Source organism: Arthrobacter flavus, assembly GCF_039526005.1.
Classification (GTDB): Bacteria; Actinomycetota; Actinomycetes; order Actinomycetales; family Micrococcaceae; genus Arthrobacter_D; species Arthrobacter_D flavus.
On the sequence record NZ_BAAAIJ010000009.1, the window covers coordinates 121,511 to 143,649 of the forward strand.

General features: G+C 64.2%; 24 protein-coding genes. 12 read left to right on the forward strand and 12 right to left on the reverse strand.

All coding sequences use genetic code 11. The features are described 5' to 3' along the window. Positions 1-30 precede the first annotated feature (30 nt). The 3 genes from ABD059_RS04490 to ABD059_RS04500 are packed head-to-tail and all read left to right on the forward strand — an operon-like array spanning position 31 to position 1,957. Entirely contained in the window at positions 31-663 is a 633-nt protein-coding gene (locus tag ABD059_RS04490) for an NAD(P)-dependent oxidoreductase (RefSeq protein WP_343878086.1), read from the forward strand. Beyond that, positions 660-1,106: a MarR family winged helix-turn-helix transcriptional regulator gene (locus ABD059_RS04495; protein ID WP_343878088.1), complete on the forward strand. Its 447-nt coding sequence runs from the start codon at positions 660-662 to the stop codon at positions 1,104-1,106. Before ABD059_RS04490 ends, ABD059_RS04495 begins: the two co-directional genes overlap by 4 nt. Next, a complete protein-coding gene (locus ABD059_RS04500) occupies positions 1,103-1,957 on the forward strand; it encodes an SDR family oxidoreductase (RefSeq protein WP_343878090.1) in 855 nt (284 codons plus the stop codon). The genes ABD059_RS04495 and ABD059_RS04500 overlap by 4 nt, the downstream gene beginning before the upstream one ends. 72 nt (positions 1,958-2,029) lie before the next feature. Here the strand turns inward: ABD059_RS04500 and ABD059_RS04505 are convergent, their stop codons facing one another. The 4 genes from ABD059_RS04505 to ABD059_RS04520 all read right to left on the reverse strand — a co-directional run bounded on the left by ABD059_RS04505 (position 2,030) and on the right by ABD059_RS04520 (position 7,176). Continuing rightward, entirely contained in the window at positions 2,030-3,661 is a 1,632-nt protein-coding gene (locus ABD059_RS04505; RefSeq protein WP_343878153.1) for a ribonuclease J, read from the reverse strand. 325 nt (positions 3,662-3,986) lie between these two features. Beyond that, positions 3,987-4,478: a heme-degrading domain-containing protein gene (locus tag ABD059_RS04510; protein ID WP_343878092.1), complete on the reverse strand. Its 492-nt coding sequence runs from the start codon at positions 4,476-4,478 to the stop codon at positions 3,987-3,989. A gap of 73 nt (positions 4,479-4,551) precedes the next feature. Beyond that, positions 4,552-6,591: an S-layer homology domain-containing protein gene (locus tag ABD059_RS04515; protein WP_343878093.1), complete on the reverse strand. Its 2,040-nt coding sequence runs from the start codon at positions 6,589-6,591 to the stop codon at positions 4,552-4,554. Between the two features lie 210 nt (positions 6,592-6,801). After that, a complete protein-coding gene (locus ABD059_RS04520; RefSeq protein WP_343878095.1) occupies positions 6,802-7,176 on the reverse strand; it encodes a hypothetical protein in 375 nt (124 codons plus the stop codon). A gap of 140 nt (positions 7,177-7,316) precedes the next feature. Here ABD059_RS04520 and ABD059_RS04525 point away from each other — a divergent pair, with 140 nt between their 5' ends. Continuing rightward, on the forward strand, positions 7,317-8,216 hold the full coding sequence (locus tag ABD059_RS04525) for an alpha/beta fold hydrolase (protein WP_343878097.1): 900 nt from the start codon (positions 7,317-7,319) through the stop codon (positions 8,214-8,216). A 23-nt stretch (positions 8,217-8,239) separates the two neighbouring features. Here ABD059_RS04525 and ABD059_RS04530 read toward each other — a convergent pair whose 3' ends face one another. Continuing rightward, positions 8,240-9,469 (reverse strand): alpha-hydroxy acid oxidase, encoded by a 1,230-nt coding sequence (locus ABD059_RS04530; RefSeq protein ID WP_343878098.1) that lies wholly within the window; start codon positions 9,467-9,469, stop codon positions 8,240-8,242. A gap of 156 nt (positions 9,470-9,625) precedes the next feature. On the opposite strand from ABD059_RS04530, the gene ABD059_RS04535 reads away from it, so the two are divergent. Next, the gene (locus ABD059_RS04535; RefSeq protein ID WP_343878099.1) at positions 9,626-10,342 is read left to right on the forward strand and encodes a FadR/GntR family transcriptional regulator; all 717 of its coding nucleotides are present in this window, start codon (positions 9,626-9,628) and stop codon (positions 10,340-10,342) included. Between the two features lie 37 nt (positions 10,343-10,379). Beyond that, the gene (locus ABD059_RS04540; protein WP_343878101.1) at positions 10,380-10,943 is read left to right on the forward strand and encodes a mycothiol transferase; all 564 of its coding nucleotides are present in this window, start codon (positions 10,380-10,382) and stop codon (positions 10,941-10,943) included. A 29-nt stretch (positions 10,944-10,972) separates the two neighbouring features. Here ABD059_RS04540 and ABD059_RS04545 read toward each other — a convergent pair whose 3' ends face one another. From ABD059_RS04545 to ABD059_RS04555, 3 genes are all read right to left on the reverse strand, one after another. Beyond that, positions 10,973-11,629 (reverse strand): alpha-ketoglutarate-dependent dioxygenase AlkB family protein, encoded by a 657-nt coding sequence (locus ABD059_RS04545; protein WP_343878103.1) that lies wholly within the window; start codon positions 11,627-11,629, stop codon positions 10,973-10,975. A 154-nt stretch (positions 11,630-11,783) separates the two neighbouring features. Then, the gene (locus ABD059_RS04550; protein ID WP_343878105.1) at positions 11,784-12,032 is read right to left on the reverse strand and encodes a hypothetical protein; all 249 of its coding nucleotides are present in this window, start codon (positions 12,030-12,032) and stop codon (positions 11,784-11,786) included. Positions 12,033-12,117: 85 nt separating this feature from the next. Next, positions 12,118-12,792, reverse strand: coding sequence for a phosphoribosyltransferase (locus tag ABD059_RS04555; RefSeq protein WP_343878107.1), 675 nt, complete (start codon positions 12,790-12,792; stop codon positions 12,118-12,120). Positions 12,793-12,974: 182 nt separating this feature from the next. Between ABD059_RS04555 and ABD059_RS04560 the strand changes: the two genes are divergently transcribed. Then, entirely contained in the window at positions 12,975-14,111 is a 1,137-nt protein-coding gene (locus tag ABD059_RS04560) for a baeRF2 domain-containing protein (RefSeq protein ID WP_343878109.1), read from the forward strand. On the opposite strand, the gene ABD059_RS04565 is transcribed toward ABD059_RS04560, so the two are convergent. Beyond that, the gene (locus tag ABD059_RS04565; RefSeq protein WP_343878111.1) at positions 14,108-14,899 is read right to left on the reverse strand and encodes a phosphatase PAP2 family protein; all 792 of its coding nucleotides are present in this window, start codon (positions 14,897-14,899) and stop codon (positions 14,108-14,110) included. The genes ABD059_RS04560 and ABD059_RS04565 overlap by 4 nt on opposite strands. A gap of 40 nt (positions 14,900-14,939) precedes the next feature. Here ABD059_RS04565 and ABD059_RS04570 point away from each other — a divergent pair, with 40 nt between their 5' ends. The 3 genes from ABD059_RS04570 to ABD059_RS04580 all read left to right on the forward strand — a co-directional run bounded on the left by ABD059_RS04570 (position 14,940) and on the right by ABD059_RS04580 (position 17,736). After that, a complete protein-coding gene (locus ABD059_RS04570; protein WP_343878113.1) occupies positions 14,940-15,614 on the forward strand; it encodes a pyridoxine/pyridoxamine 5'-phosphate oxidase in 675 nt (224 codons plus the stop codon). A 121-nt stretch (positions 15,615-15,735) separates the two neighbouring features. Next, positions 15,736-16,866 (forward strand): glycosyltransferase family 4 protein, encoded by a 1,131-nt coding sequence (locus tag ABD059_RS04575; protein ID WP_343878115.1) that lies wholly within the window; start codon positions 15,736-15,738, stop codon positions 16,864-16,866. Between the two features lie 30 nt (positions 16,867-16,896). Beyond that, positions 16,897-17,736 carry an SGNH/GDSL hydrolase family protein gene (locus tag ABD059_RS04580; protein WP_343878117.1) on the forward strand — a complete coding sequence of 280 codons (840 nt, stop codon included), beginning with the start codon at positions 16,897-16,899 and terminating at the stop codon, positions 17,734-17,736. Here the strand turns inward: ABD059_RS04580 and ABD059_RS04585 are convergent. After that, positions 17,733-19,112, reverse strand: a complete 1,380-nt coding sequence (locus tag ABD059_RS04585) for a short-chain fatty acid transporter (protein ID WP_343878118.1) — start codon at positions 19,110-19,112, stop codon at positions 17,733-17,735. The genes ABD059_RS04580 and ABD059_RS04585 overlap by 4 nt on opposite strands. Positions 19,113-19,269: 157 nt before the next feature. Here ABD059_RS04585 and ABD059_RS04590 point away from each other — a divergent pair, with 157 nt between their 5' ends. Beyond that, a complete protein-coding gene (locus ABD059_RS04590; RefSeq protein WP_343878154.1) occupies positions 19,270-20,226 on the forward strand; it encodes a ribose-phosphate diphosphokinase in 957 nt (318 codons plus the stop codon). Positions 20,227-20,298: 72 nt separating this feature from the next. Here the strand turns inward: ABD059_RS04590 and ABD059_RS04595 are convergent, their stop codons facing one another. Next, complete coding sequence (locus tag ABD059_RS04595; RefSeq protein WP_343878120.1) at positions 20,299-21,039, reverse strand: maleylpyruvate isomerase family mycothiol-dependent enzyme; 741 nt, start codon at positions 21,037-21,039, stop codon at positions 20,299-20,301. A 196-nt stretch (positions 21,040-21,235) separates the two neighbouring features. Between ABD059_RS04595 and ABD059_RS04600 the strand changes: the two genes are divergently transcribed. Beyond that, positions 21,236-21,784: an acyl-CoA thioesterase gene (locus ABD059_RS04600; RefSeq protein WP_343878121.1), complete on the forward strand. Its 549-nt coding sequence runs from the start codon at positions 21,236-21,238 to the stop codon at positions 21,782-21,784. Between the two features lie 48 nt (positions 21,785-21,832). Here ABD059_RS04600 and ABD059_RS04605 read toward each other — a convergent pair whose 3' ends face one another. After that, the gene (locus ABD059_RS04605; RefSeq protein WP_343878122.1) at positions 21,833-22,117 is read right to left on the reverse strand and encodes an acylphosphatase; all 285 of its coding nucleotides are present in this window, start codon (positions 22,115-22,117) and stop codon (positions 21,833-21,835) included. Positions 22,118-22,139 lie beyond the last annotated feature (22 nt).

The window sequence follows — 22,139 nt, forward strand, 5'->3', positions numbered from 1 at the left end:
GAGAAAAGGTTTAGCAGCTAAAGTATATTCATGGTGACAATCGCTTTATTTGGCGGAACGGGAAAGACTGGACGGCGAGTGCTCAGCCGTGCACTCGCCGCCGGGTACACAGTACGAGCCCTGGTGCGTGACCCCGGCAAGGTTCAGATGTCGTCGCCGATGCTGACTGTCATTCGCGGTGATGTGATGGATCCGCAGTCCGTCGACGAAACGGTGGCGGGATCGGATGTGGTCCTTAGCTTGTTCGGTCAGGTGAAGGGTTCCCCGGCGTCACTCCAGACGGACGGCACCCGAACCATCGTGGCGGCCATGAAGCAGCACGAGGTGAGCCGGATCGTCACACTGTCGGGCGGGGGACTGGCAGCGCCACTGGACCAGCCGCGTCTGCCGGACCGGATCATTCGATTCCTGTTGAAAAGGCTGTCTGGCCAGGTCCTCGCGGATGCAGAAGGGCATTTCGACGTGTTGAAGGCCTCTGGATTGGAGTGGACGGTGGTGCGGGGGCCGAGGCTGACAGAAAAACCAGGCATCGGGTCCTACCGGGTGGGCTGGGTCGGCGTCGATGCCTCGACGCAAATTAGCCGGGACGATCTCGCGGACTTCATTGTTACTCAGGTGGTGGACCGCTCCTATGTCGGGGAAATGCCGTTTGTCAGCGCATGAGCACGTCGCCCGCTAGCGAACGATCACAGCAGATCAGGACAATCCTCACCGAGGTAGTCCGGCTTTCCCGGGTACTGGCTTCACCGAGGTCCACGCCTTTCGGGGACGTCACACTCACGCGGACCCAAGTGGACATCCTTTTTCTGTTGGCCCACGGCAGCGAGCCGTTCACTCCGGGACGCCTCGCAGACACCCTGCAGGTCACCCGCGGTGCGATCACTCAGACAGTCGAACACCTACGCGCGGCGGGCCTGGTGCAACAAAAACCCGCGGAACACGACGGCCGCGCAAGAGTGTTGTGCCTGACCGATCCCGCCAGGAAACAGGTCGACGCGTTTGAAACAGCACTGGTTGTCGGTGCCACGCCCTGGTTCGGGGATCTTTCCGACGATGAACTGGTCAACGTTGCCACCTCTCTCTCCAAAGTGTCAGGGGCCCCATGACAGCAATTTTGGTAACCGGTGCCACTGGCACCGTGGGCTCGGCGGTCGTCAGACACCTATTGGGCCGTGGGGAGCAGGTCATCGCAGGAGTGCACGATCGCGCCGCCCGGGCGGAGGTGCCGGAGGCGGCCCAGGTCCGTGCGTTCACGTTCGGTGCGGCTCCGGCTGAGCTGGAGGAAGCGTTCGAAGGAGTGGACCGTCTTTTTCTGATGCGCCCGCCAGCGATAGCCGATGTTCGGTCCATGTTGTTTCCGGTAATTGACGCGGCTCAACGCACAGGCATCCGACAGATAGCTTTCCTGTCTCTCCAGGGTGTCCAGATGAATCGTAAGACGCCACACCATGCGGTCGAGGAATACCTGCGACAGATCAGGGCGCCGTACACCTTTCTCCGACCGAACTTCTTTATGCAGAATCTTTCGACAACCTACGCCGAACCTATTCGCACTCGAGGTGAGATTTTCGTTCCTGCAGGACGCGCGCGCATCGCGTTCATCGACGCGCGCGACGTCGGACGCGTCGCAGCAGCAGTCCTCTCGGAGCCGGGGCACCTCCGAAAGGCCTACACCCTTTCCGGCGAGCGAAGTATGACGTACTGGCAGGTGGCACAGGTGATGACTGAAGTGCTCGGTCGGCCCATCCAATACGATCGCCCAAGCGAGGATGACTACCTGTCCCGGTTGGTCACTGACGGAGCGTCCGAAGACTATATCGCCGTGCAGAAGATGATTCACAAAGTTGTGCGGCTCAACCTTTCGGCGTTACCCAACCGCGCCGTGCGCAAAATTTCGGGACAACCAGCGACACCGCTCCGACAATTTGTGTCTGACTTCCGGACCGTGTGGCAATAGGTTCCCCTGAAAGCAAGAATGCCCGCCATCCCCACCACAGAGGGTTCGGGGCGGCGGGCATTCCTCAGGTAGTTAGGCGTCGACGACGATCGCGGTCACCACTGGGGTCCGGTTGTAGAACCGGCGCATCCAGGACGCAGTTGCCCGCTCGATGACCTCTTCAGGATCGTTGTTGCCGCCACCGCGGCGCCCACCCGGGTTGGACAGCGACTTCTCGATTGCCTCGGACGCCTTGTCGAGGTCGTCCTGGCTGCACTCGAAGCCCTTCGTAAAGAATTCGAGTGGTTCGGCCATTTCACCGGTCTTCGCATCAATGATGGCGAGCACGGTGACTGCGCCTTCCTCGGCGAGACGGCGCCGTTCCTCAAGGGTGTCCTCGGTGGTGTGGCCCACGCTGTCGCCGTCGACGAAGACCAGCCCGGCAGGGATCTTGCCCGAGATGGTTGCCTTGCCGTCGATCAGATCAATGGTGGTGCCGTCCTCAGCGAGAATTACATTCTTGGGGTCCACGCCGGTGGCGACGGCGATGGCCTCATTGGCCTTGAGGTGACGCCATTCTCCGTGCACCGGCATGACGTTACGGGGCTTGACGATGTTGTAGCAGTAGGCCAGCTCGCCGGCACTTGCGTGACCGGAGACGTGCACCTTCGCGTTGCCCTTGTGGACCACGTTGGCACCCAGCTTGGTGAGGGAGTTGATGACACCGTAGATAGCGTTCTCGTTGCCCGGGATCAGCGAACTGGCCAGCAGAACCGTGTCGCCTTGGCCAATGCGGATGGCGTGGTCGCCACCTGCCATGCGGGACAGCGCGGCCAGGGGCTCGCCCTGAGAGCCGGTGCAGATGAGGACCACCTTGTGGTCGTCTGCCTGCTGCAGTTTCTTGAAGTCCACGAGGATGCCGCGGGGGATGGTGAGGTAGCCCAGCTCGCGGGCAATGGTCATGTTGCGGACCATCGAGCGGCCCACGAAGGCCACCTTGCGGTGATGCCGGTGCGCGGTGTCGATGACCTGCTGGATCCGGTGGATGTGGCTGGCGAAACTGGAAACGATGATCCGGCGCGGGGCGGTACGGAAGACCGTATCGATGGCCGGAAGCAGGTCTTTCTCCGAGGTGGTGAAGCCGGGAACGTCGGCGTTGGTGGAGTCAGTGAGGAACAAGTCGACGCCCTCGGTGCCCAGCCGCGCGAAACCCACGAGGTCGGTGATACGACGGTCGAGGGGGAACTGGTCCATCTTGAAGTCGCCCGTGTGCAGCACCATTCCGGCGCTGGTGCGGATGGCTACCGCCAGGCTGTCGGGGATGGAGTGGTTGACGGCGAGGAATTCGAGGTCAAAAGGACCCATCGGTTTCCGGGCGCCTTCCTCAACCTGGATGGTCTTCGGGGTAATGCGGTGTTCCTTGAGCTTGGCCTTGATGAAGGCCAGGGTCAGGCGAGAACCGATCAGGGGGATGTCGGCCCGTTCCTTCAGGAGGTAGGGGATACCACCGATGTGGTCCTCGTGGCCGTGGGTCAGCACGACGCCGACAATGTCTTGGAGTCGGTCCCGGATGGCCGAAAAGTCGGGGAGGATCAGGTTGACGCCGGGATGCACTTCCTCGGGGAAAAGCACGCCGCAGTCGACGATCAAAAGTTTGCCGTTGAACTCGAACACGGTCATATTGCGGCCAATTTCGCCGAGCCCTCCGAGGGCGACAATGCGCATGCTGCCCTTCGCCAATGCTGGCGGAGCGTTCAGGGTGGTCTTGTTGGTATTCACAGTATTGACTCTTTTTCACTTGATATGTGCGAGCAGCGGGTCGCCGCCAGGTGGCCGTTACTGGCCGAAATCTGATCTTCCTCAGTGGTGCCAGCAACACTGCCGATCACCGGGTAGCGGGAGACTCCCGCTACAACGTCATAGGTGGACCTCGGGGCCGACTGCGGCGCGGGCTGCAGAGTCATCGGGCAAGCGGAGAGACGGCTTGCCGGACTGTCGAGGGAGAGGTCCACTTATTTACCTTACTGGACGGACAGCTACCCAGCCGTATTCAGTGCTGGAGGTGTCCTCGGAGGGCTTCGACCACCAGGTCGTGGTCATCACGTTGGGGGAGTCCCGATACGGTCACTGTGGCCACGGGTCCCACACCCCGCACATAGAGGGGAAACGACCCGCCGTGGGCCGCGAAGACCGTGGTGTCGAAGAGCGGGTTGTCTTCCATGCGGGCCCCGCTACTCAGTGCACGCAGGCCAACCAGGTATGAGGGCTCCTGATACCGGGCGGCGGTACGCGCCTTCGCCCTGGCCCACAGTTCGTTGTCGGGGGTAGCGCCAGGCAGTGCCACATGGAACAACACCTGATCGGTACGGCTGATGTCGATGGCGATCGGAAGGCCGCGGTCGGTGCCCAGCTTCACCAGACGCAGGCCCAGGGACAGTGCATCGTCAAAGGTGAAACTGGGAAACTGGAGCTCGGCAATCTCACGTTCGATCATTGCGATGAGCTCGGGTAGTTGTGGGTCTGCCAATTTCGCGGGTTCCATCACCCAAACCTACTCCCCGAGGGAGGCCAGAGACCTGCCTCCCTCGGGAAACCTGAACTTCAAGGCGGATCTGTCAGAGCCGGCAGCCGCCGAGCTTGCGCTGTACGCCGTCGACCCGGTAAACGAAGGCGGCCATCGCTTCGCGGGTGATGTTTTCCAGCGGGCGGAAAGTCCTGTCGCTCCAGCCGGTGGAAACGCGAGTCTGTTTCATCCAGGCGATCTCACGATAGAACTCAGTGCCCCGCGGGACATCTCTGAAGGGGGCCGTCGACGGTGCGGTGAACCCTGCGGCGCCACCGAGATTGCAGGCGTCGGCGGTGTATCTGAACATGAACGCCGCCATTGCGTCGCGGCTGATGGATTGCAGCGGACGGTAGGTGCCGTCACCCCACCCGGTGGCAAGGCCCATAGCCTCCATCCAAGCAATTTCCTTGTAGTACTTGCTTTTGGTTGAAACGTCCTTGAAGGGGCTCCGTGCGGGCGCCTTGAAGGGTGGGCTGCCAGCGTGTCGGTAGATGAACGCGGCCATCGCGTCGCGGTTCATACTTGCGGACGGGCGATAGGTGCCATCGGACCAGCCGGTGGACAGTCCCTTGGCGTGCAACCATTCGATCTCCGTGCGGAACCCTGAGCTGCTGATGTCCTTGAAGGGGCCGCCGGCATCAATCGTGACCGACGCGGCGCTGGTGGACAGTGAATTGATGGTGACTTTCGTCCCCGCGTGGGTGGTAAAGGTCCGGCCGGCCTTCCAGGCGTGGTTCGTGGCGTAGTAGCCGGCGAAGGGCTTGGTGGACGGCATCAGTACCAGTGACGCATTCGGTGCGGCACCGCCTAGCTGCACTATCTTCACTCCGAAGTTGCCGTTGACCGCCAATGCCCTGTCGTAGCCCACAGGTGCGCGCAACTCAAGATAATAGACTTCACGACTCTTTGGGTCGGTGAACTTGACTGCACGGTTTGACGCTGTGCCTGCCCACGGTTTGAGAGTGTAGGTCTTCTTGCCATTGGCAACCCCAACGTTGCGGATCTCGTCTCCCCGACCAAACTTTCCGTAATCCCAGAAACTGGAGCTGATCGCGGGGGTCTGGAACCACTGGGCGGAGCCCATCAGGTCCATGGTGTCGGCGTACTCGCGGATGTAGCAGCCGGTGCCTGCGAAGGAGGGGATGTCGCTCTGGCCCCTGGGGCACTGCAGCGCGTCGGCGTGCATGAGTCCCAGCACATGCCCGAATTCGTGGGTCACCACGTTGGTGGTGAAGTTGCTGTGCTGCGGCATGAGAATTCGGCCGCTGGTGCCATTGCTGCTCCAGCCGTATCCGAGGATGCCACCTTGAAGCTGGGTAGGGATGAACACCACAAGCGCGGTGTACGGGCTGTACGTCCAGCGGAGTTCGTTGGTGACCTGATTCATGATGTCGTTGTAGGACCAGGTGGAGCGTGCTTTGGTTTTGTGCCCTGCCACCTGGGAGGTGACCGCCATGGAGAGCCGGTTGTTGGACATCGATTTCCAGTAGTTGTTCGAGACATTCACTGAATTGATGGCGTTGGGCATCGAGACTGTACTTGAACTGTCGGCCAGCTTCACCGTGACCAGTTTGACCCTGATGGTGCCCTGACGCTGCGCCGGGGCAACGGTCGCCGGAACGTCCTGAGGCTCCGCTGTGGCGGCGCCTTCCCGCTGCAGTCCGAGCGGCTGCCCGTTAGTCTCGAAATCGTAGCCAGGTTCGTAGGTGTGAATCGAACGGGGAGCGCCACCGGTCTGCTCGAAAATGTCCTTGCTGTTCGGGTCAACGGACAGTATGTCGGCTGGTTCGACAGGTGCCGTTTCGGCGGGGGCAGCCGACGTCGTTTCGAGCGGCTCCTCGATCGCGGGGGCCTCGGACGCTGGCGACCCGGGCACGGTCGCCTCTGGCGCAGTCGGTTCCTGTGTGGCCGGTTCGACCACCTGGGTTTCCGCCGGATCGACCGGTGCCTGCGTGGCGGGCTCAACGATCGACGTCTCAGCTGGTTCGAGGGGGGCCGCCGTGGCGGACTCTGCGGTCAAGGTCGGCAAGGTGGATGCCAAGAGGATCAGTCCGGTCAGTGCCGCGGCGGATCGCCTGAAGACGCGCATATGTGTGTTCCTAACTCAACCGGGGCGAGAGACTTGACCGCTTTGCGGCAGATCCCGGGAGGTCCTGCACACAAAACAGGTCCGGCACCCATAAGCGCCGAACCTCTAGAGGTCACCTCAAAAGTATGGTTTGTTACTACTGCGCGGACCGCCCTAATTTGGCAAAGTCTTTCCGAAATACCCGAAGGATTCCCGCAGGTTTTGCCAAATTCAGGACGCTTTGTCCGAGAACCACCAGTCAGTCTCGTCAATAGGAGCCGATTCCGGGGAACGCCGCGTCCTCAGATCCGTCACCACGGGGCTGACCCTAGTGCCTGCCTGCGGGCGCGTTCGTGTGAGAAGCATGCGGGCGACGGCGAGCAGTAATGCGGGAATTGAGACCAGGACCGCGATGGTGAGGGCATACATTGCCAGTAGCGCGTGAACGGGGGATCCGAAGAGACCAGCGATGAAAAAGCTGCTGCCGAGCCACGCCCACAACCAGAACAGGAGTACCGCGTAGACCAGCGCACGGGCACGCCGGTACTGCAACGGATAATTCATCCGCTGGTGCTCCATTCGCTTGGTCCCAGTAGTCAATGTCACCCACAAAAGAGGGTTTCAAGATTGATCCTAGCCCCAAATCGGTCACTTGAACGTTTTATCGTCGATAATTGAGCGTGGCCAGAAATAAAGACGAAAGAATTCGCGTCGACCGCGTGTACAGCGGGAAACTCTGGACCCGCGTGAGTTCCGTCGGAGCGCGGCAGCGGCGGCCGTTCGTGCTCGTCTGCGGGATTGGTGTCTCGTCCCATTACTTCGAACAGCTTGCTCCGCATCTGGAGCAGTATGGGCCGGTGTATGCGCTGGACCTTCCAGGTTTCGGGGGTGTCCCGCACAATCGCAGTGGTCTGTCGATGAGTGAATATGCCGACCTGCTCGGTGATGTCATCGACTCCCTCGACGCGCCGGACCCGATCATCGTTGGACACTCCATGGGAACACAGGTGGTTGCTGATCTCACTGCGCGGCGCCCACACTTGTCCACCATCGTCCTTATCAGCCCAGTGGTGGACGCAGAACACCGGAACCTCTCCGCTCAGGCCTGGCGGTTCGCCAGATCCAGCTGGCGCGAACCGTTTCGGGTGAAGGTGCTCGCCGTGACGGCCTACCTGACCTGCGGGTTCAACTGGTTCTTCAGGGTGCTACCCAACATGTTGACCTATCGGATCGAGGACACCGCAGCACAAATCCAGGCAGACACGCTCCTGATCCGCGGACAATATGACGCCGTGTGCCCGCCGGAATGGATTGCGACCCTTTCGGCCCGGCTGCCGTCGTCGAGCGCGTTCGAAGTTGAAGGTGCAGCGCACTCGGTGATGCACGCCCACGCGCGGGAAGTAGCGCGATTGTGTGTTGACCATGCCAGTCGTGGATCGAAGGCGCACGACGACACGATCACCTTGACCCCGGAGCTCCCCGCAGAGGATAAGAAGGGTGGCCCCCTTGATGCTCTGGAGATCATCTCGGCGGAGGTCAAGGGGGCAGCTACAGAGATGTCAGGCAACGCCAGGGGAGATGACGCGCTAGTCGAAGATGGCAAGAACCAGCAGGCTGAAGCGCGCCGCAGACGCCTGCGCGACTAGCCACCCGTGTGCAGCATGAGATGCTACAGCAGCCGCACGTGGTCGGGATTGAGGTCCTCCACCCGGTTTACGCCGAGCAGTTGCATGGTCCGCGCGGTCTCCTTGCTGAGGATCTCGATGGTGCGGTCCACGCCCGCCCGTCCGCCAGCCATCAGCCCATACAGGTAGGCCCGCCCAATCAGGGTGAAGTCGGCGCCGAGGGCCAGCGCCGCCACAATGTCACCGCCGCTCATGATGCCGGTATCGAGCATGATGTTCGTCTTGCCCTTCAACGCGGCCGCGACGTCCGGGAGCAGATGCAGCGGGATGGGTGCCCGGTCCAGTTGGCGCCCGCCGTGATTGGACAGCACAATCCCGTCCACTCCGTGGTCCACGGCCTTCTTGGCGTCGTCGACCGTCTGAATGCCCTTCACCACCAGATTGCCCTTCCAGACCTCGCGGAGCCAGTCAAGGTCCTCGTAGGTGAGGGTTGGATCGAACATGGAATTGATGAGGTCGGCCACGGTTCCCGAATAGCGTGACAACGAGGCGAAAGCCAACGGCTCATGGGTGAGGAAATTGAACCACCAGGCCGGGCGGTAGGACGCGTCCAGCACCGTCTTCGCGGTAAGCGCCGGCGGGATGGTGAGGCCATTCCGCACGTCACGCAGCCGCGACCCGGCTACCGCCGTATCGACGGTGACCATCAGGGTGTCATTGCCCGCCTTGGCAGCGCGGCTAATCAACTCCATTGACCGGTCCCGGTCGGTCCACAGGTAGAGCTGGAACCAGTTCCGTCCCTGCGGGGCTGCCGCAGCCACATCCTCGATGGAGGCGGTGCCCATGGTGGATAGCGTGTAGGGGATGCCGGCGGCTTCGGCGGCCCGCGAACCGGCGTACTCGCCTTCAGACTGCATCATCCGGGTGAAACCGGTGGGGGCGATGCCGAAGGGTTGGGCGGACGACTGACCCAACACGGACACCGACGGGTCAACCGTTTCCACGTTGCGGAGGATGCCGGGCCGGAATTCCAGGTCGAGGAACGCCCCCCTTGCCCTTTGCAAGGTAATCTCCGCTTCCGCCGCGCCATCCGTGTAGTCAAAGGGGGCGGTGGGAGTGCGCCGCTTGGCCTGATCACGAAGATCCCAGATCGTGCTGGCGCGCCTTAACCGGGCGGCCGCCCCCAGCTCAGGCTTCTTGAACTGCATCAGGGGCGCCAGGTCACGGACCTTCGGGATGCGTCGTTTGAGTGCTGGGGGAGTCTGGGATGGCATGCTGACCTCGCTTCAATCCGGTGTGGTCCGACCACAGGGCTTTTCCTGGACTCTACCGTCACCCGGTCCAGCCACGCAAGCATTGAGAGCCGTCGGCGATTGCGTTCCGCGCCTCTGCCCTGCCCCTGTGGTCGGACCACTGACTACTATTGGTGCATGCGTAACCATGAGCTCGTGCTGTCGTGGATTGAAGTCGAGTTGGCGGCGGGTCGGCTGGCCGTTGGCCAGCGGCTGCCAGGCGAGCGTGCGGTTGCTGAGCAACTGAACGTGTCCCGCGCATCCGCCAGGGAGGGCATCCGTGTCCTTGAAGCGATGGGGGTGGTGCGGGCAGGGGTGGGATCAGGCCCTGGCTCTGGCACGGTCATCACGGCTAACCCGGCGGTGGCGATCGGCGCAGCTCTCCGCTTCCACGTGGCCAGTTCGCATCTTCCAGTGGAAGATATCGTCCAAACCCGGTTGCTCCTCGAAACCTGGGCAGTGGGGCAGGCGCGGGCCACCGCACCCTCGATGGCGGTCGCCGCGGACCTCCTGGAGAAGATGGACCATCCTGGCTTGGCGGCTGGTGAGTTCCTCCGCCTCGACGCCCTGTTTCATGTGGCGCTCGCCGAAGCGGCCGGGAATGTGCTGATCGGCGCGATGATGTCCTCGCTTCGCGGGTCGATTGAGTCCTACACGCTGGAGCTGACCAGCCGCCTGCCGGACTGGAACCGTACTGCTGAACGCCTGCGATCTGAGCATCGGGCCATCTTTCAGGCGATCGCTGCTGGGAACGACGACGCCGAACCAGCCGGCGACGCCCGCTCGCCGGGGCCGGATGCCTCAACCCTGATCGCCGACCACATTGCTGGCTTCTACCGCGAAGCGGGTTTATAGACTCGGGTGAACGCGACGACTAGACGGAGGCAACACGATGAGTGCAACGGCAATCCTGGAAGAGGCCTACGGAAGAATTCCGGACGCTGTGCGCAGGGCGGTCACCGGTCTGGACGCGAATCAACTGGCGTTCAGACCCTCGAGTCCCGGCAACGCGGAAGGAAACAGTTCGGGGAGAAACGCAGCGGCAGGAAACTCAATCGCCTGGTTGGTCTGGCATCTGGCGCGGGTCCAGGACAACCACATTGCCGACGCCGCAGCCCTCCCGGAGCTATGGAACGACGGCGGCTGGGCAGTCCGGTTTGACCTGGACCTCGACGCATCGGACACGGGATACGGGCATTCCTCGGCACAGGTCAGCAAGGTTCGCCCGGCCAGCCCTGAGCTATTGGTCGACTATTACGACGCCGTGCACGCCCGCACGCTGGACTTTGTTACCGGTCTCGGCGAGGCGGACCTGAGCCGGATCGTAGACACCTCCTGGAACCCTCCCGTGACGCTTCAGGTCCGGCTGGTCAGCGTGATCGAAGACTGCATGCAGCACGTCGGCCAGGCAGCCTATGTGAGGGGCCTGCTGACCCAGGACGGGGAGCGGGACTAGCTCCGGGTAGCCCAGGACCAGGCCTGGGACTAGTCGCGGGTTGCTGTAAGACCGGTTTCGCGGAGCGTGATGTTCAGCCTGCCCTTGAGGCCAAGGGCCGGATCGCTGGTTCCCGGCTGGGTTTTCAGCACACCGTGGTAGGCAAAACGGGAGGGGCCTCCGAAGACAAACAGGTCACCCGATTCGAGGGCTAGGTCGGTCCAGGGCTTGTTGCGGGTCTCGGTGTTACCGAAGCGGAAGACACAGGAGTCGCCGATGCTCAGGGAAACCACTGGGGCAGGGGACCGCTCGTCCTTATCCTGGTGCATCCCCATCGCCGCCCCATCATCGTAGAAATTCACCAGCGCGGCGTCGGGTGCATAGCTATTCGTACCGCCGTAGGCGGCGGTCACTGCATCGCGGCCCAACTGGGCCAACCACTCCGGGAACTCGGCCACCTGGCCGCCACCGGCGTCGTCGGCGGTCTTGGTGTACCGGTAGGGCTGCCAGTGCCAGCCCAGGCACACCGTCTTGACCGACATCATCGACCCGTTGGGCATACTGGCGGCCCGCATCGGGACAGGCCCTGCAGCCCACCCGCGGCATGCGACAACCAGTTCGCGTTGCTGCTCGAGGCTGAGCCAGCCGGGTAGGTGGACGGCGCCCGGGGCGGGTTCGCTTCGTTCCCGCGGCAGTAAGGAATCCATGCCTCAATTGTGGCCGATCATTCGCAGAAACGGCCTCGAGGACCAGAAACCCCAGTGTGCAAGCGGCGGATCTTGGCCCCTCAGCCGTTTCTGCGCCGGTTACCGAACAAGAAGTCTGGGCTAGGGGCGCAGGACGGCCGAGGAAGGTGGCGGGTTAGGTGGTCCAGAAGGTGAAGTCGTCCTGGCTGAGCGCCAACCGGGTATCCACTGATTCGTCGCGCATCCAGACGGTTCCCAGGCCGGGGGCGGTTTCTTCGACTTGCCCGCGGTAGAGGACTTCGCGCTGGAGCCTGGCCTCGATGCGATCGCCCCGCTTCAGGGAGTGCAGGCTGCGGATGCGGCTGCCACCGCCAGGGGTGGGGTCGGTGCGGCAGGGTTCGGCGTTGATGCTGGCCGTGGGCATGCTGGTCCTTCAGGTTGTGTGACGTGCGGGAGGGTGCTGGCCATTGCCAGCTATCTAGTTATGTCAACCGCACGTCGGGCCGTTTTTATTCCGGAGGACGCCGCAGCAGCCGTTGCACCTCGTCATTGGGCACCTGCTCGAACTGGTGATACGCCTGCCCGACCGACCCTAGCGACGGCGCATCCCGCAGCCAGAACGTCTGATCGGCCTGCGAACGGATGGCGGCCAGGGAATGTCCGAGGAAGACCGGGGCTGCGACCCACAGTTGGGCGGGGCGGAGCTGACGGACGGCGTGGAGGGCGGCACGGAGGGTGGCGCCGGTGGCCACACCGTCGTCGACGACGACAACGGTCCGCCCAGCGAGCTCCAGGGGCGGCAATCCCGCCCGGTACAGCTTCTCCCGGCGTGCCAGTTCAGCCAGTTCAGGGGTGCACGCCGCCTCGAAAACTGCGTTGCCGTCACCGGTCAGGCCCGCAATGACCTTTTCGTTGCGGACGGTGCTGAGGCTACCGCCAGCGGTAGCGACGGCACCCATGGCCAGCTCGTCGAACCCTGGAACTCCGATCTTGCGGACCAGGACGACGTCGAGCGGGCAGCTCAGCGCTGCAGAAATCTCGGCGGCGACCGGCACCCCACCGCGGGGCAGCCCAAGGACCAGCAGCCCAGGGGAAGAAGCGTAAGGCAGGAGTGCATGGGCGAGCTGGCGGCCAGCATCGTGCCTGTCGTCGAATTTCCGGGGTGTTGCGGAGGTGCTGCGCATCGTCTGGGTCTGTTCATCAGAGGCGAAGAGTGGTAAACCGAATGCAACCCTACATTTCCGGCGAGGTCAAAGTCGATCACCGGAGGAACCAGGAGGCCCGCCATGACGCTGCGGGACACCACAGGAAAACCGTCAGGGGCGCCCCGTCGTGGCCTTCGCGAGAGGAAATCGGGTGGGGTGAGATGACTTCAAGACATCACTCCTACAGCGCCCTCTATCAACGACCCGGCCCCTGGTGCACCATCTATATGGACGCCAGTACCGAGGCCGGGGATTCCCGCCACGCCGATGACGCACGCTCCGACGCGATCACCGCGGCCCTCCAGAAGGCCGGTGCGGACCGGCGGGACGTCCAGGCGGTCGACGCCGCGCTCAGCAGCTCGGCAAAGGGTCTGCCAGACCCCGTGGCACGTTTCCTGCTGGTCAACGACGGCGAGGTGGCCTTTGACGAGTTCCTCCCGGGCCGGCTGGTAATGCAGGAGGTGCACGACGTCGGGCCCGTCCCCAATCTGGTGCCACTGGTCAGGCACCGCCCCGAGGAGTTTGCCTATGTGGTGGCGGAGGCAGGCCGGGACGGCGGAACCATCCACCTGCACCGGGTCAACAGGTCCGACGACGAAAGTATCGAGGTGGAAGGCTCCACCGAAAACCTCAAGAAGATCCCGGGCGGTGGCGCGTCGCAGGGCAGCTACTTGCACCGGACCGAGAACATCTGGCGTGCCAACGCGGCGGAAATTGCTAGTGAAGTCGACCGGGTGGTGCGGGGCAGTCACGCGAAGCTGCTGATCCTCGCCGGCGATATCCGGGCGCGGAACCTCGTGGCAGAGCAGCTGTCGGAGGCGAGCCGTGCCGTCCTGACCGTCATCGAGAGCCATACCCGGACGGAGGGGGCTGACCGCGAGGCGTTTGCCCAGGAGGTCTCAGCACGGGTGGCTGCCTGCATTGCGGGAGAGCAGCAGCGACTGCTGGAGCGTTTCGAGAACCAGCAGGGCAGGGAACATCCCGAGTCAGTGGCGGGACTGGGCGCCGTGGTCCATGCGTTGCAGCAAGCTCAGGTGGGGACTCTCCTGATTGAGCGTTCCGCGTGGGACGAGCAGCGGTTGCTGGCGCTCGCCGCCGAACCCTGGATTGCGGCATCGACGAACGAGACCTCTGGCGTCCGTCTGATTGGCACCCTTTCGGCCCCCTCGGCTCTTCTTCGCGCCGCCTCGCTTACCGACGCCGACGTCGTGCTGTTCCCGCCCGGGGCGCTCGACCCGCACCGGATTGCAGCCCTCCTGCGCTGGCCCCTTGGACCCACCGCGCCGTCCACCCCCTAGCGGCTCGGCTGGACCGGCTGTCGACGGTCGGAGATTGTGAGCCAGAGCCGGTGCGTGGTGATCACCACTGCCAGCCACCCGAGGCCGAGCGTGGCAGCAACCACCACGTCCGTGACCCAGTGGTGGCCCAGATAGACCCGGGTGGCAGCCATCAGGAAGGTGAACACCAGGGCGCCGGCGATGATCAGGGCGCGGGAGCGTTTGCGGTGTGCTCCCAGCACGAGCAGGTACGCGATGATGCCACTGATCACCATGGCGTTCAGCGTGTGCCCGCTGGGGAACGACGGCGACGATTCGTAGGGGGGAACCGCGAACTCAAGCGGCGGGCGCAACCGGCCAATCGCGTTCTTTCCCAGCACTGTCATCAGCAGGGAGCCGCCAGCCGCCACCGCCACAAGGATCAGCGGTGTCACGGACCGGCGACGGAAGCACAGGGCAGCTATCGCAGCGGCCGTCAGGACGGGCATCACGATCGGACCGCCCAGGAACGTGAAACCGCTCGCCAGCGCCACAAGGACCGGATGACGTAGCTGCACCGAGGCATCGAGGGCCGGCTGGTCCAGGATGGCAATCCCATCCGTTTCAGCGACCGCCTCATACACTTCGGCGGATGCGAGGGCGAGGGACACCGCAATGCCGACGCCGACCGCCAGGATCAGCAGCATGGCCCACCGCGGTCCGATCCAGCTGGCCAGCGTCCGCACCCAGCGGACCAGGAACCGCCCCACCGGTGTGGTCCACCGGGTGTAGTCCCTGCCGCCAGCGAAATGGTCCTTATCGGATGTCATTCGTCGACTTTAGCGCGGCTGGGGGGCCTAGGCTGAGGGGATGAACGATCACCACTCACTACGTGACACGGTGCACGGCGTGCCGGTCTTCCCCGACGATCTGCCCCCCTTCGACCCTGCGGCCGCACCGGAGTCGCCGGTGGACCTCTTCCATGAATGGCTTGTGGCCGCCGTCGAGGCTGCAGTGATGGCGCCGCATTCAGTCACCGTTGCCACGGTGGATCGGGACGGCCTCCCCGACGCCAGAGTGGTGATCCTGAAAGACGTGACTGAGCAGGGTTTTGCCTTCGCCAGCAGCAGCGACAGTCCCAAGGGTCGCCAGTTGCAGGGCTCCCCAGCCGCCGCCCTGACCCTGTTCTGGCCCACGGTGGGTCGTCAGATTCGGGTCAGGGGCAAGGTCCGCCCCGCCGGAGCCGAGGAGAACGACGCCGACTTCCGCCGGCGCCACCCGGTGGCGCGTGCACTGGTGCTCGCCGGTGAGCAGAGCAGCCGCCTGCGCGATCGGGAGGAACTCGACGTCGCGGTCGCTGCCCAGCTGGACCGGTTCGACGGGCTCGACGACGACGCGGCTGTTCCCGGGTCGGCCACCTGGACGGTGTACACGGTGGTCCCGGACACCGTTGAGTTTTGGCAGGCCGACCCCGACCGTCGACACCTGCGGTTGCGCTACGCCCGCGACGGCGACGGCTGGGAGCGGGCACTGCTCTGGCCCTAGAGTCGTCTCGCTGCCGGGCCGCCGCGGCCCGCCGTCGTCGTCGCCTGCTGTTCACCGACCCTTCGGATCGGCGACACCCGCCCGTCACCCCTGACCCATCGGGCGGTGCCACCGTGGGGGTGTGAGGATCGTGATTGTTGCTGAAACATTCCTGCCCGCTGTGAACGGGGTGACCCATTCCGTCCAGAAAATGATCGAGCATTTCGCGGCGCGAGGTGACGAGGTGCTGGTGATCGCCCCCTCCGGAGCAGGCGGGGCTGAGCCGAGCCGTGGACGAACGGTCCGCGTTCACCGGCTGCCTGCAGTGCCCCTCGCGGGGTACGGGAGCGTTCGGGTGGCCCTGGGCGGTGTCAACCGGGTACGCAATATTTTGGCCGACTTCGCACCGGACATCATCCATCTCGCTTCGCCCTTCGAACTGGGGTGGCGTGCGGTGCGCGCCGCCGAGCAGCTCGGCATTCCGGTGGTTGCCGTCTACCAGACCGATGTCCCCGGCTACGCTGCCCGCTACGGTGTCCCATTTCTGGCCAACTGGGCGTGGCAGCGGGTCGAGAATATTCATTCAGGCGCCGCCCGCACCCTCGCGCCGTCCACCTCAGCTGTCGACCAACTGCGCGGCCACGGCATCCCGAGGGTGCACCTGTGGCGGAGGGGAGTCGATACGCGGCGGTTCCACCCCGGCCAGCGGGACGACAAGCTGCGGTCGGCGCTGGCCCCCGGAGGGGAACGCCTGATCGGGTACGTGGGCCGCCTCGCCGCCGAGAAGCAGGTCGAGGACCTGCGGGTCCTGGCCGATATCGAAAACACCCGGCTGGTGATCATCGGTGATGGCCCCCTGCGGGGCGCCCTGGAGGAAGCTCTCCCGAAGGCCGTCTTCACCGGGTTCCTCGGTGGGGAACAACTGGCCACAGCTGTCGCCAGCCTTGACCTCTTTGTGCACCCCGGAGAGCTTGAAACCTTCTGTCAGACCATCCAGGAGGCCATGGCCTCCGGTGTGCCGGTGGTTGCCACCGGCCGGGGCGGGCCCCTGGACCTCGTCGATGCGTCCCGCACCGGCTGGCTCTACACCCCGGGTGACCTGGACCAGTTGCGTGGCCACGTGGTGGACCTGATGGGCGATGACGCGAAACGTCAGGCGTTCGCCGAGGCCGCCTTCGCGAGTGTGCAGGGACGCACCTGGCCGGTGCTCTGCGAGCTGCTGGTCCAGCACTATGAAGAGGTCATCGAGGAACATGCGCTGCTTCGTCTCTGACGCTGGGGGCGGTGGCGCCGCCACCGCGGCATGACCGAGCGCGCGCCGCGGTACGTGGCGCTCGGTGACTCCTTCACCGAGGGGGTGGGGGATCCGAGCAAACATCTGCCTAACGGCGTCCGCGGCTGGGCCGACCGGGTGGCTGAACGGTTGGCGAAGGATCAGCCCGGCTGGGAGTACGCAAATTTGGCGGTGCGCAGCAAGCGGCTGCGCCACATCACCGCCGAGCAACTGCAACCCGCCCTGGCGCTGCGCCCCACCCTGATCACGCTTTACGCCGGCGGCAACGACATTCTCGACGCCGGGACCTCGGTGCCGCTCCTCCTCGCGGCCTACGAGGAACTGGTGGCACCCCTGGCGGCGACCGGCGCCAGACTACTTCTGTTCACCGGGTATGACGTCGATGTGTCCCCCGCGCTCCGGCTGCTGCGCAAGCGCCACCAGCTCTATAACGACGGCGTCCGCCAGATCGCGGACCGGTATGGCGCGGAACTGGTGGACTATTGGGGGTTCGAAGCCTACGAGGATCGGCGCATGTGGGGGCCGGATCGTCTGCACATGTCGAAGGCTGGCCACAAGTACCTGGCCGCCCGAGTGCTGGACCTTCTCGAGGTCCAGCACTCGGTGAAGCTGAAGGATTGGGAGCCAGCGGTTCCCCGGACCTTCAGGGAGTGGGAACGCGCTCAGCGCCGGTGGATCCACGACTGGGTGTTGCCACTGGCGGGGCGCAAGATCCGCCGGGTCACCCTCGGCGACAACCTGCCCCCACGGTGGCCCACCCCGGTGGTGGTGCCACCGAAAGGTGGGCTACGCCGCCTGGTCAAGGACCAGGGCCCGCCTGCGGCACAGGACCGCCCCGGCATCCCTTAGCTGGCCCCCACAATCAGCAGGATCCCGGCGAACACCGCACCTGAGACGATCAGGGTGACCATGGTGTAGCCGAGGATGTCGCGCATCTTCAGGCCAGCGATCGCCAGCAGCGGCAGGGCCCAGAAGGGCTGGATCATGTTGGTCCACTGGTCGCCGTACGACACGGCCATGATCGCTATTGCGGGGTCTACACCCAGCCGTTCGGCAGCGTCGAGCATGATCGGCGCCTGTACCGCGAACTGTCCTCCGCCTGATGGTACGAAGAAGTTGACCAACCCCGCGGAGAGCAGGGCGAACAACCCAAACGTGGTGGGGTTGGCGATGCTCACGAAGGCGTCCGAAACCACGTTGATGAGCCCCGTCGTCGTCATGATGCCCATGATCCCGGCGTAGAGAGGGAACTGGAGCAGGATCTCGCCGACGTTTGACGCAGCATTCTTGGTCAGCGCGATCAACTCGAAGGGACTGCGGACCAGGAGGAAGAGGAGGGCGAGGAAGGTCCAGTTGACGATGTCCAGGGTGGCGGTGCCGCCCTGCACGTAGTGGACCACCAGGTAGGCAACCAGCGCCAGGCCCACCAGAGAGGTGAGGATACGGCTGGCGTCAATGCGGTCGGCGGGGGTGACGACGTCGTCGTTCATCTCGACGTCATCGGTGTGCCGGGCGTCGACCTGCAGTTCGGAGATCCTGTCCCCAGAGCGGGGGGACACCAGCGCCAGGGCTGCGCTGACCAGCACGATCGTGGCAATGGCGGCAGTGATGTTCCACCAGGAGAAAGTGGTTTCGGTGATGGGGATGGTGGTGCCGAGCTGCTCGGCGATGAAAGCACCCTCGGTTGCCGCGGTCAGGGGACCGGACCCCGAGTAGCCCATATGCCACACCACGAAACCGGAGAACCCTGCTGCGACGAGCATGGGGAAATGCAGCGCCATGCCGCGCTCACGGGCCTGCGCGGCAACCTCTTTGGCGAGCAGGCCGCCAACAACAAGGCCCAGCCCCCAGGTGATCAACGACGCCGTCGCGGCCACCACGAACACGAAGACATAGGCCTGCATCGGGCTGCGGGGAATCCCGCCGAGACGGGCCAACAGCTTCCGGACTGGGCCGGTGTGCGCCAGCGCGTGGCCGAGCAGCAGGATGAGGGCCATCTGGGTCATGAAGGCGAGCAACCCTGACAAGCCGTCGCCCCATCCGTTGAGGACGTCGACGGGCCCAGCATCCGTGAACATCAGCGCAGCGACAGCGACAACGAGGCTGAGCACGACGGCGAACACCAGTGCGCTGGGGAGGAAACGTTCAACCACTGAGTTGATCGGGCGCATCGCAGCCGACACCGCCGATGTTTTTTGTTGTGTGGGGGGACCGGAGGTCGGCATGACTGTGTTCTCCTGTGAATAGACGTCGTTGTCGGTTCGGTAGGGGCTCCGATCCGGCACCAACGTTACTTCACCGGCACCCGCCCCGGCTCAATCTGTACGACAATGGTGTCCACAGCATCATCCCCACCAACTGCCGTGGAAAGGTAAGCCGTTGATCAAAGAGATCGCCGTTTTCAGTGGACAAGCAAGTGGGGGATTCGCCGAGGAGATCTGCGGGCACCTGGGTGTACCGCTGCTCCCGTCCCGGCTGCAGCGCTTCGCGAACGACTGCCTGGAAGTGCAGTTGCTGGAGAACTGCAGGGAACGGGACGTATTTATTGTGCAGCCGCTGGTCAAGCCAGTGCAGGAGAACCTGATGGAGCTGCTCATGATGATTGACGCCGCCCGGGGGGCCTCCGCTGGGCGTATTACCGCCGTGATGCCCCACTATTCGTACGCGCGTTCCGACAAGAAGGATGCACCGCGCATCTCCATCGGCGGGAAACTGGTGGCGGATCTTCTCACCACCGCCGGCGCCTCCCGGGTCCTCACCATGACCCTGCACGCACCACAGGTGCAGGCGTTCTTCGGTGTTCCCGTGGATCAACTGCATGCCCTGCGGGAACTCGCCGCGCACTTCCAGGATCTGGACCTGAGCAACACCATTGTGGTCTCCCCTGACCTGGGTAACGCCAAGGCTGCGACGGCGTTCTCGCGTCTGCTGGGCACACCGGTCGCCGCCGGGGCCAAGGAGCGGTTTGAGAACGACAGGGTACAGATCACCTCGATCATCGGCGATGTCAGAGACAAGGACATCGTGGTGCTCGACGACGAGATCGCCAACGGCAGCACTGTCCTGGAACTGCTGGATCATCTCGCAAAAATGGGGGCACGCAAGGCACGGGTGGTCTGCACCCACGGCATTTTCTCCAACGGGGCCGTCGAACGGATCGCCGAGCGCGACGACGTCATTGAGGTGCTCTGCACCAACACCGTTCCCATCGGGGAGGACAAGGCCCATCCGAAGCTGAAGGTCATCTCGGTGGCCAACGCCTTCGCCGAAGCGATCCGCCGGATCCACACCGGAGAATCGGTCAGCGCCCTCTTCCAGTCGGAGGACATCAGGGTCTGACGTTGTCCGCCGTCGCGGCGGGACCGGCGGGGGTGTTGCCTTTCTGAACGTCCCACCTGTAGGGACGCTGCCCTAGGTGGCGGAGGCCAGGCGGCGTCGAAGTTCGTCCGCCGCACGGCTCCGCGGATTTCCCTCCGGTAGTGGCCCACGACCCCAGAGCCAGAGCAGCAACTCGGCTGGCCGGCCGCTGATCTGGGTATCAGCCCGGTCGCTGACCTGGCGTTCAAGGGTGACCACCTCCGGGGCGATGGTCAGGGTCCAGGCGAGTCCAGCGCTCCGCAGGGTGACGGTGGCGCCGCTGGCGTCGTCGTCGGGCTTGCTCCGGACCAGCATGACGGTGAGGATTTCATCGATCCCGTCCACCGCAAGGTCGGGGTCGATCGGGTGGGGATGGCCCAGCGCTGACTCGAGGTCATGGCGGTGGATTGACGTTTCGTGGGCGAGCCTGCGGATCCAGAAGCCGACTGTCTGGTCGTCCTTGACCCAGGTGAAAGCCGGTTCCGTGGGGGCACGGACATCGAACTGGTCCATCAGCCGCGCGTAGCAGTGTTGCAGTGCGGGGACGGGCTGCATCTGGTCCAGCTCCGGTGGCGGCCAGGTACCGGTCGGCCTGGCACCGGTCCGGATGGACTCGGACTTGTGAAGGTACACCATCGCCGTGTGGCGAACCAGGTCCTCGCCGGTCCAGCCCGGGCAGGCGGGCACAGGCAAGGTCAGGGCCGAGGGCGCCAACTCAACCATCCGGGAATGGTCCCGGGCCAGCAGCGCACGGTACCGGTCAAAGGGAAGGGCATACGGATACGGAGCTGTCATCACCTGAGTCTAGATACTCTGCCGGCGGAAGGCCGGGCTCGCGGGCCCGCCTGGGTGAGCAACCTGGACACAGTGGGTCAACCTGGACATCCGTGAGGGACATGTCCCTCACGGATGTCCAGGTTGCTCACCATTCGGCGGCAATGACTCGGCGCATCCTTGCATCCCGGATGTTACTGGTCGGTAATATAGGTGCATGCACCTTCTGCTCCGGACCCTGCTGACCCTGTTCATCTCCAGACGCCGCCCAAAGCTGAGCATCTGGGGGGAGTCCTCATTGCCGCTCCGTGTCCTGCCGACGGACATTGACATCGCGATGCATGTCAACAACGGCATGTACTTCTCCCTCATGGACCTGGGCCGGTTCGACCTGATGATCCGCAGCGGCACCTGGACAATGATGAGACGTAAGGGGTGGAGCCCGGTAGCCAATGGTGAGACCATCAGCTTCCGCAAATCCCTGACCCTGGGGCAGCGATACACCATCGAGACCCGCATTGTCGAGTTCGACGAGCGTGCCATCTACTTCGAGCAGCGCATGGTCAGTGGGGGCGAGATCTACGCCAAAGCGGTCATCGCCACCCGGCTGGTCTCGAAGGACGGCCCGGTCAGCAACGAGGACATTTTCGCCGCTCTGGGTCAGCCCCCTGCGGCTCTGGTCCTGCCGGAATGGATCCACGAGTGGCGTCTCAACAATTCATTGCCGAGCACCAGGCGACCAGCCCCGCACGTCTGGGTCCGGTAGCACTGGATCGGGTTTCCGCACGCGCAGGGTGCTAGCCGGTCACCTGGACTAATCGGTCGAGAAATCAGTGAACTCGCCGGTCGGCGCACCGTAGGACTCCTCGACGTCGTTCACCCGCCCGGGAGCGGCGGGGGAGCCAAGCCAGGTAACCAATTCACTGACCGCCCGAGCAGCGCCCTCGGCCACGATCAGCACTGACCCGTCTGCCCGGTTCGAGACGATACCCAGGAGCCCCAGCGCCAGAGCCCGCCTGCGGGTGTAATAGCGGAATCCGACACCCTGCACGGTTCCGGTGACGATCGCTGTGAGCCGGGTGTGCTGCTGTTCATTCATCGGTTCAGCGTAGCGAACCACC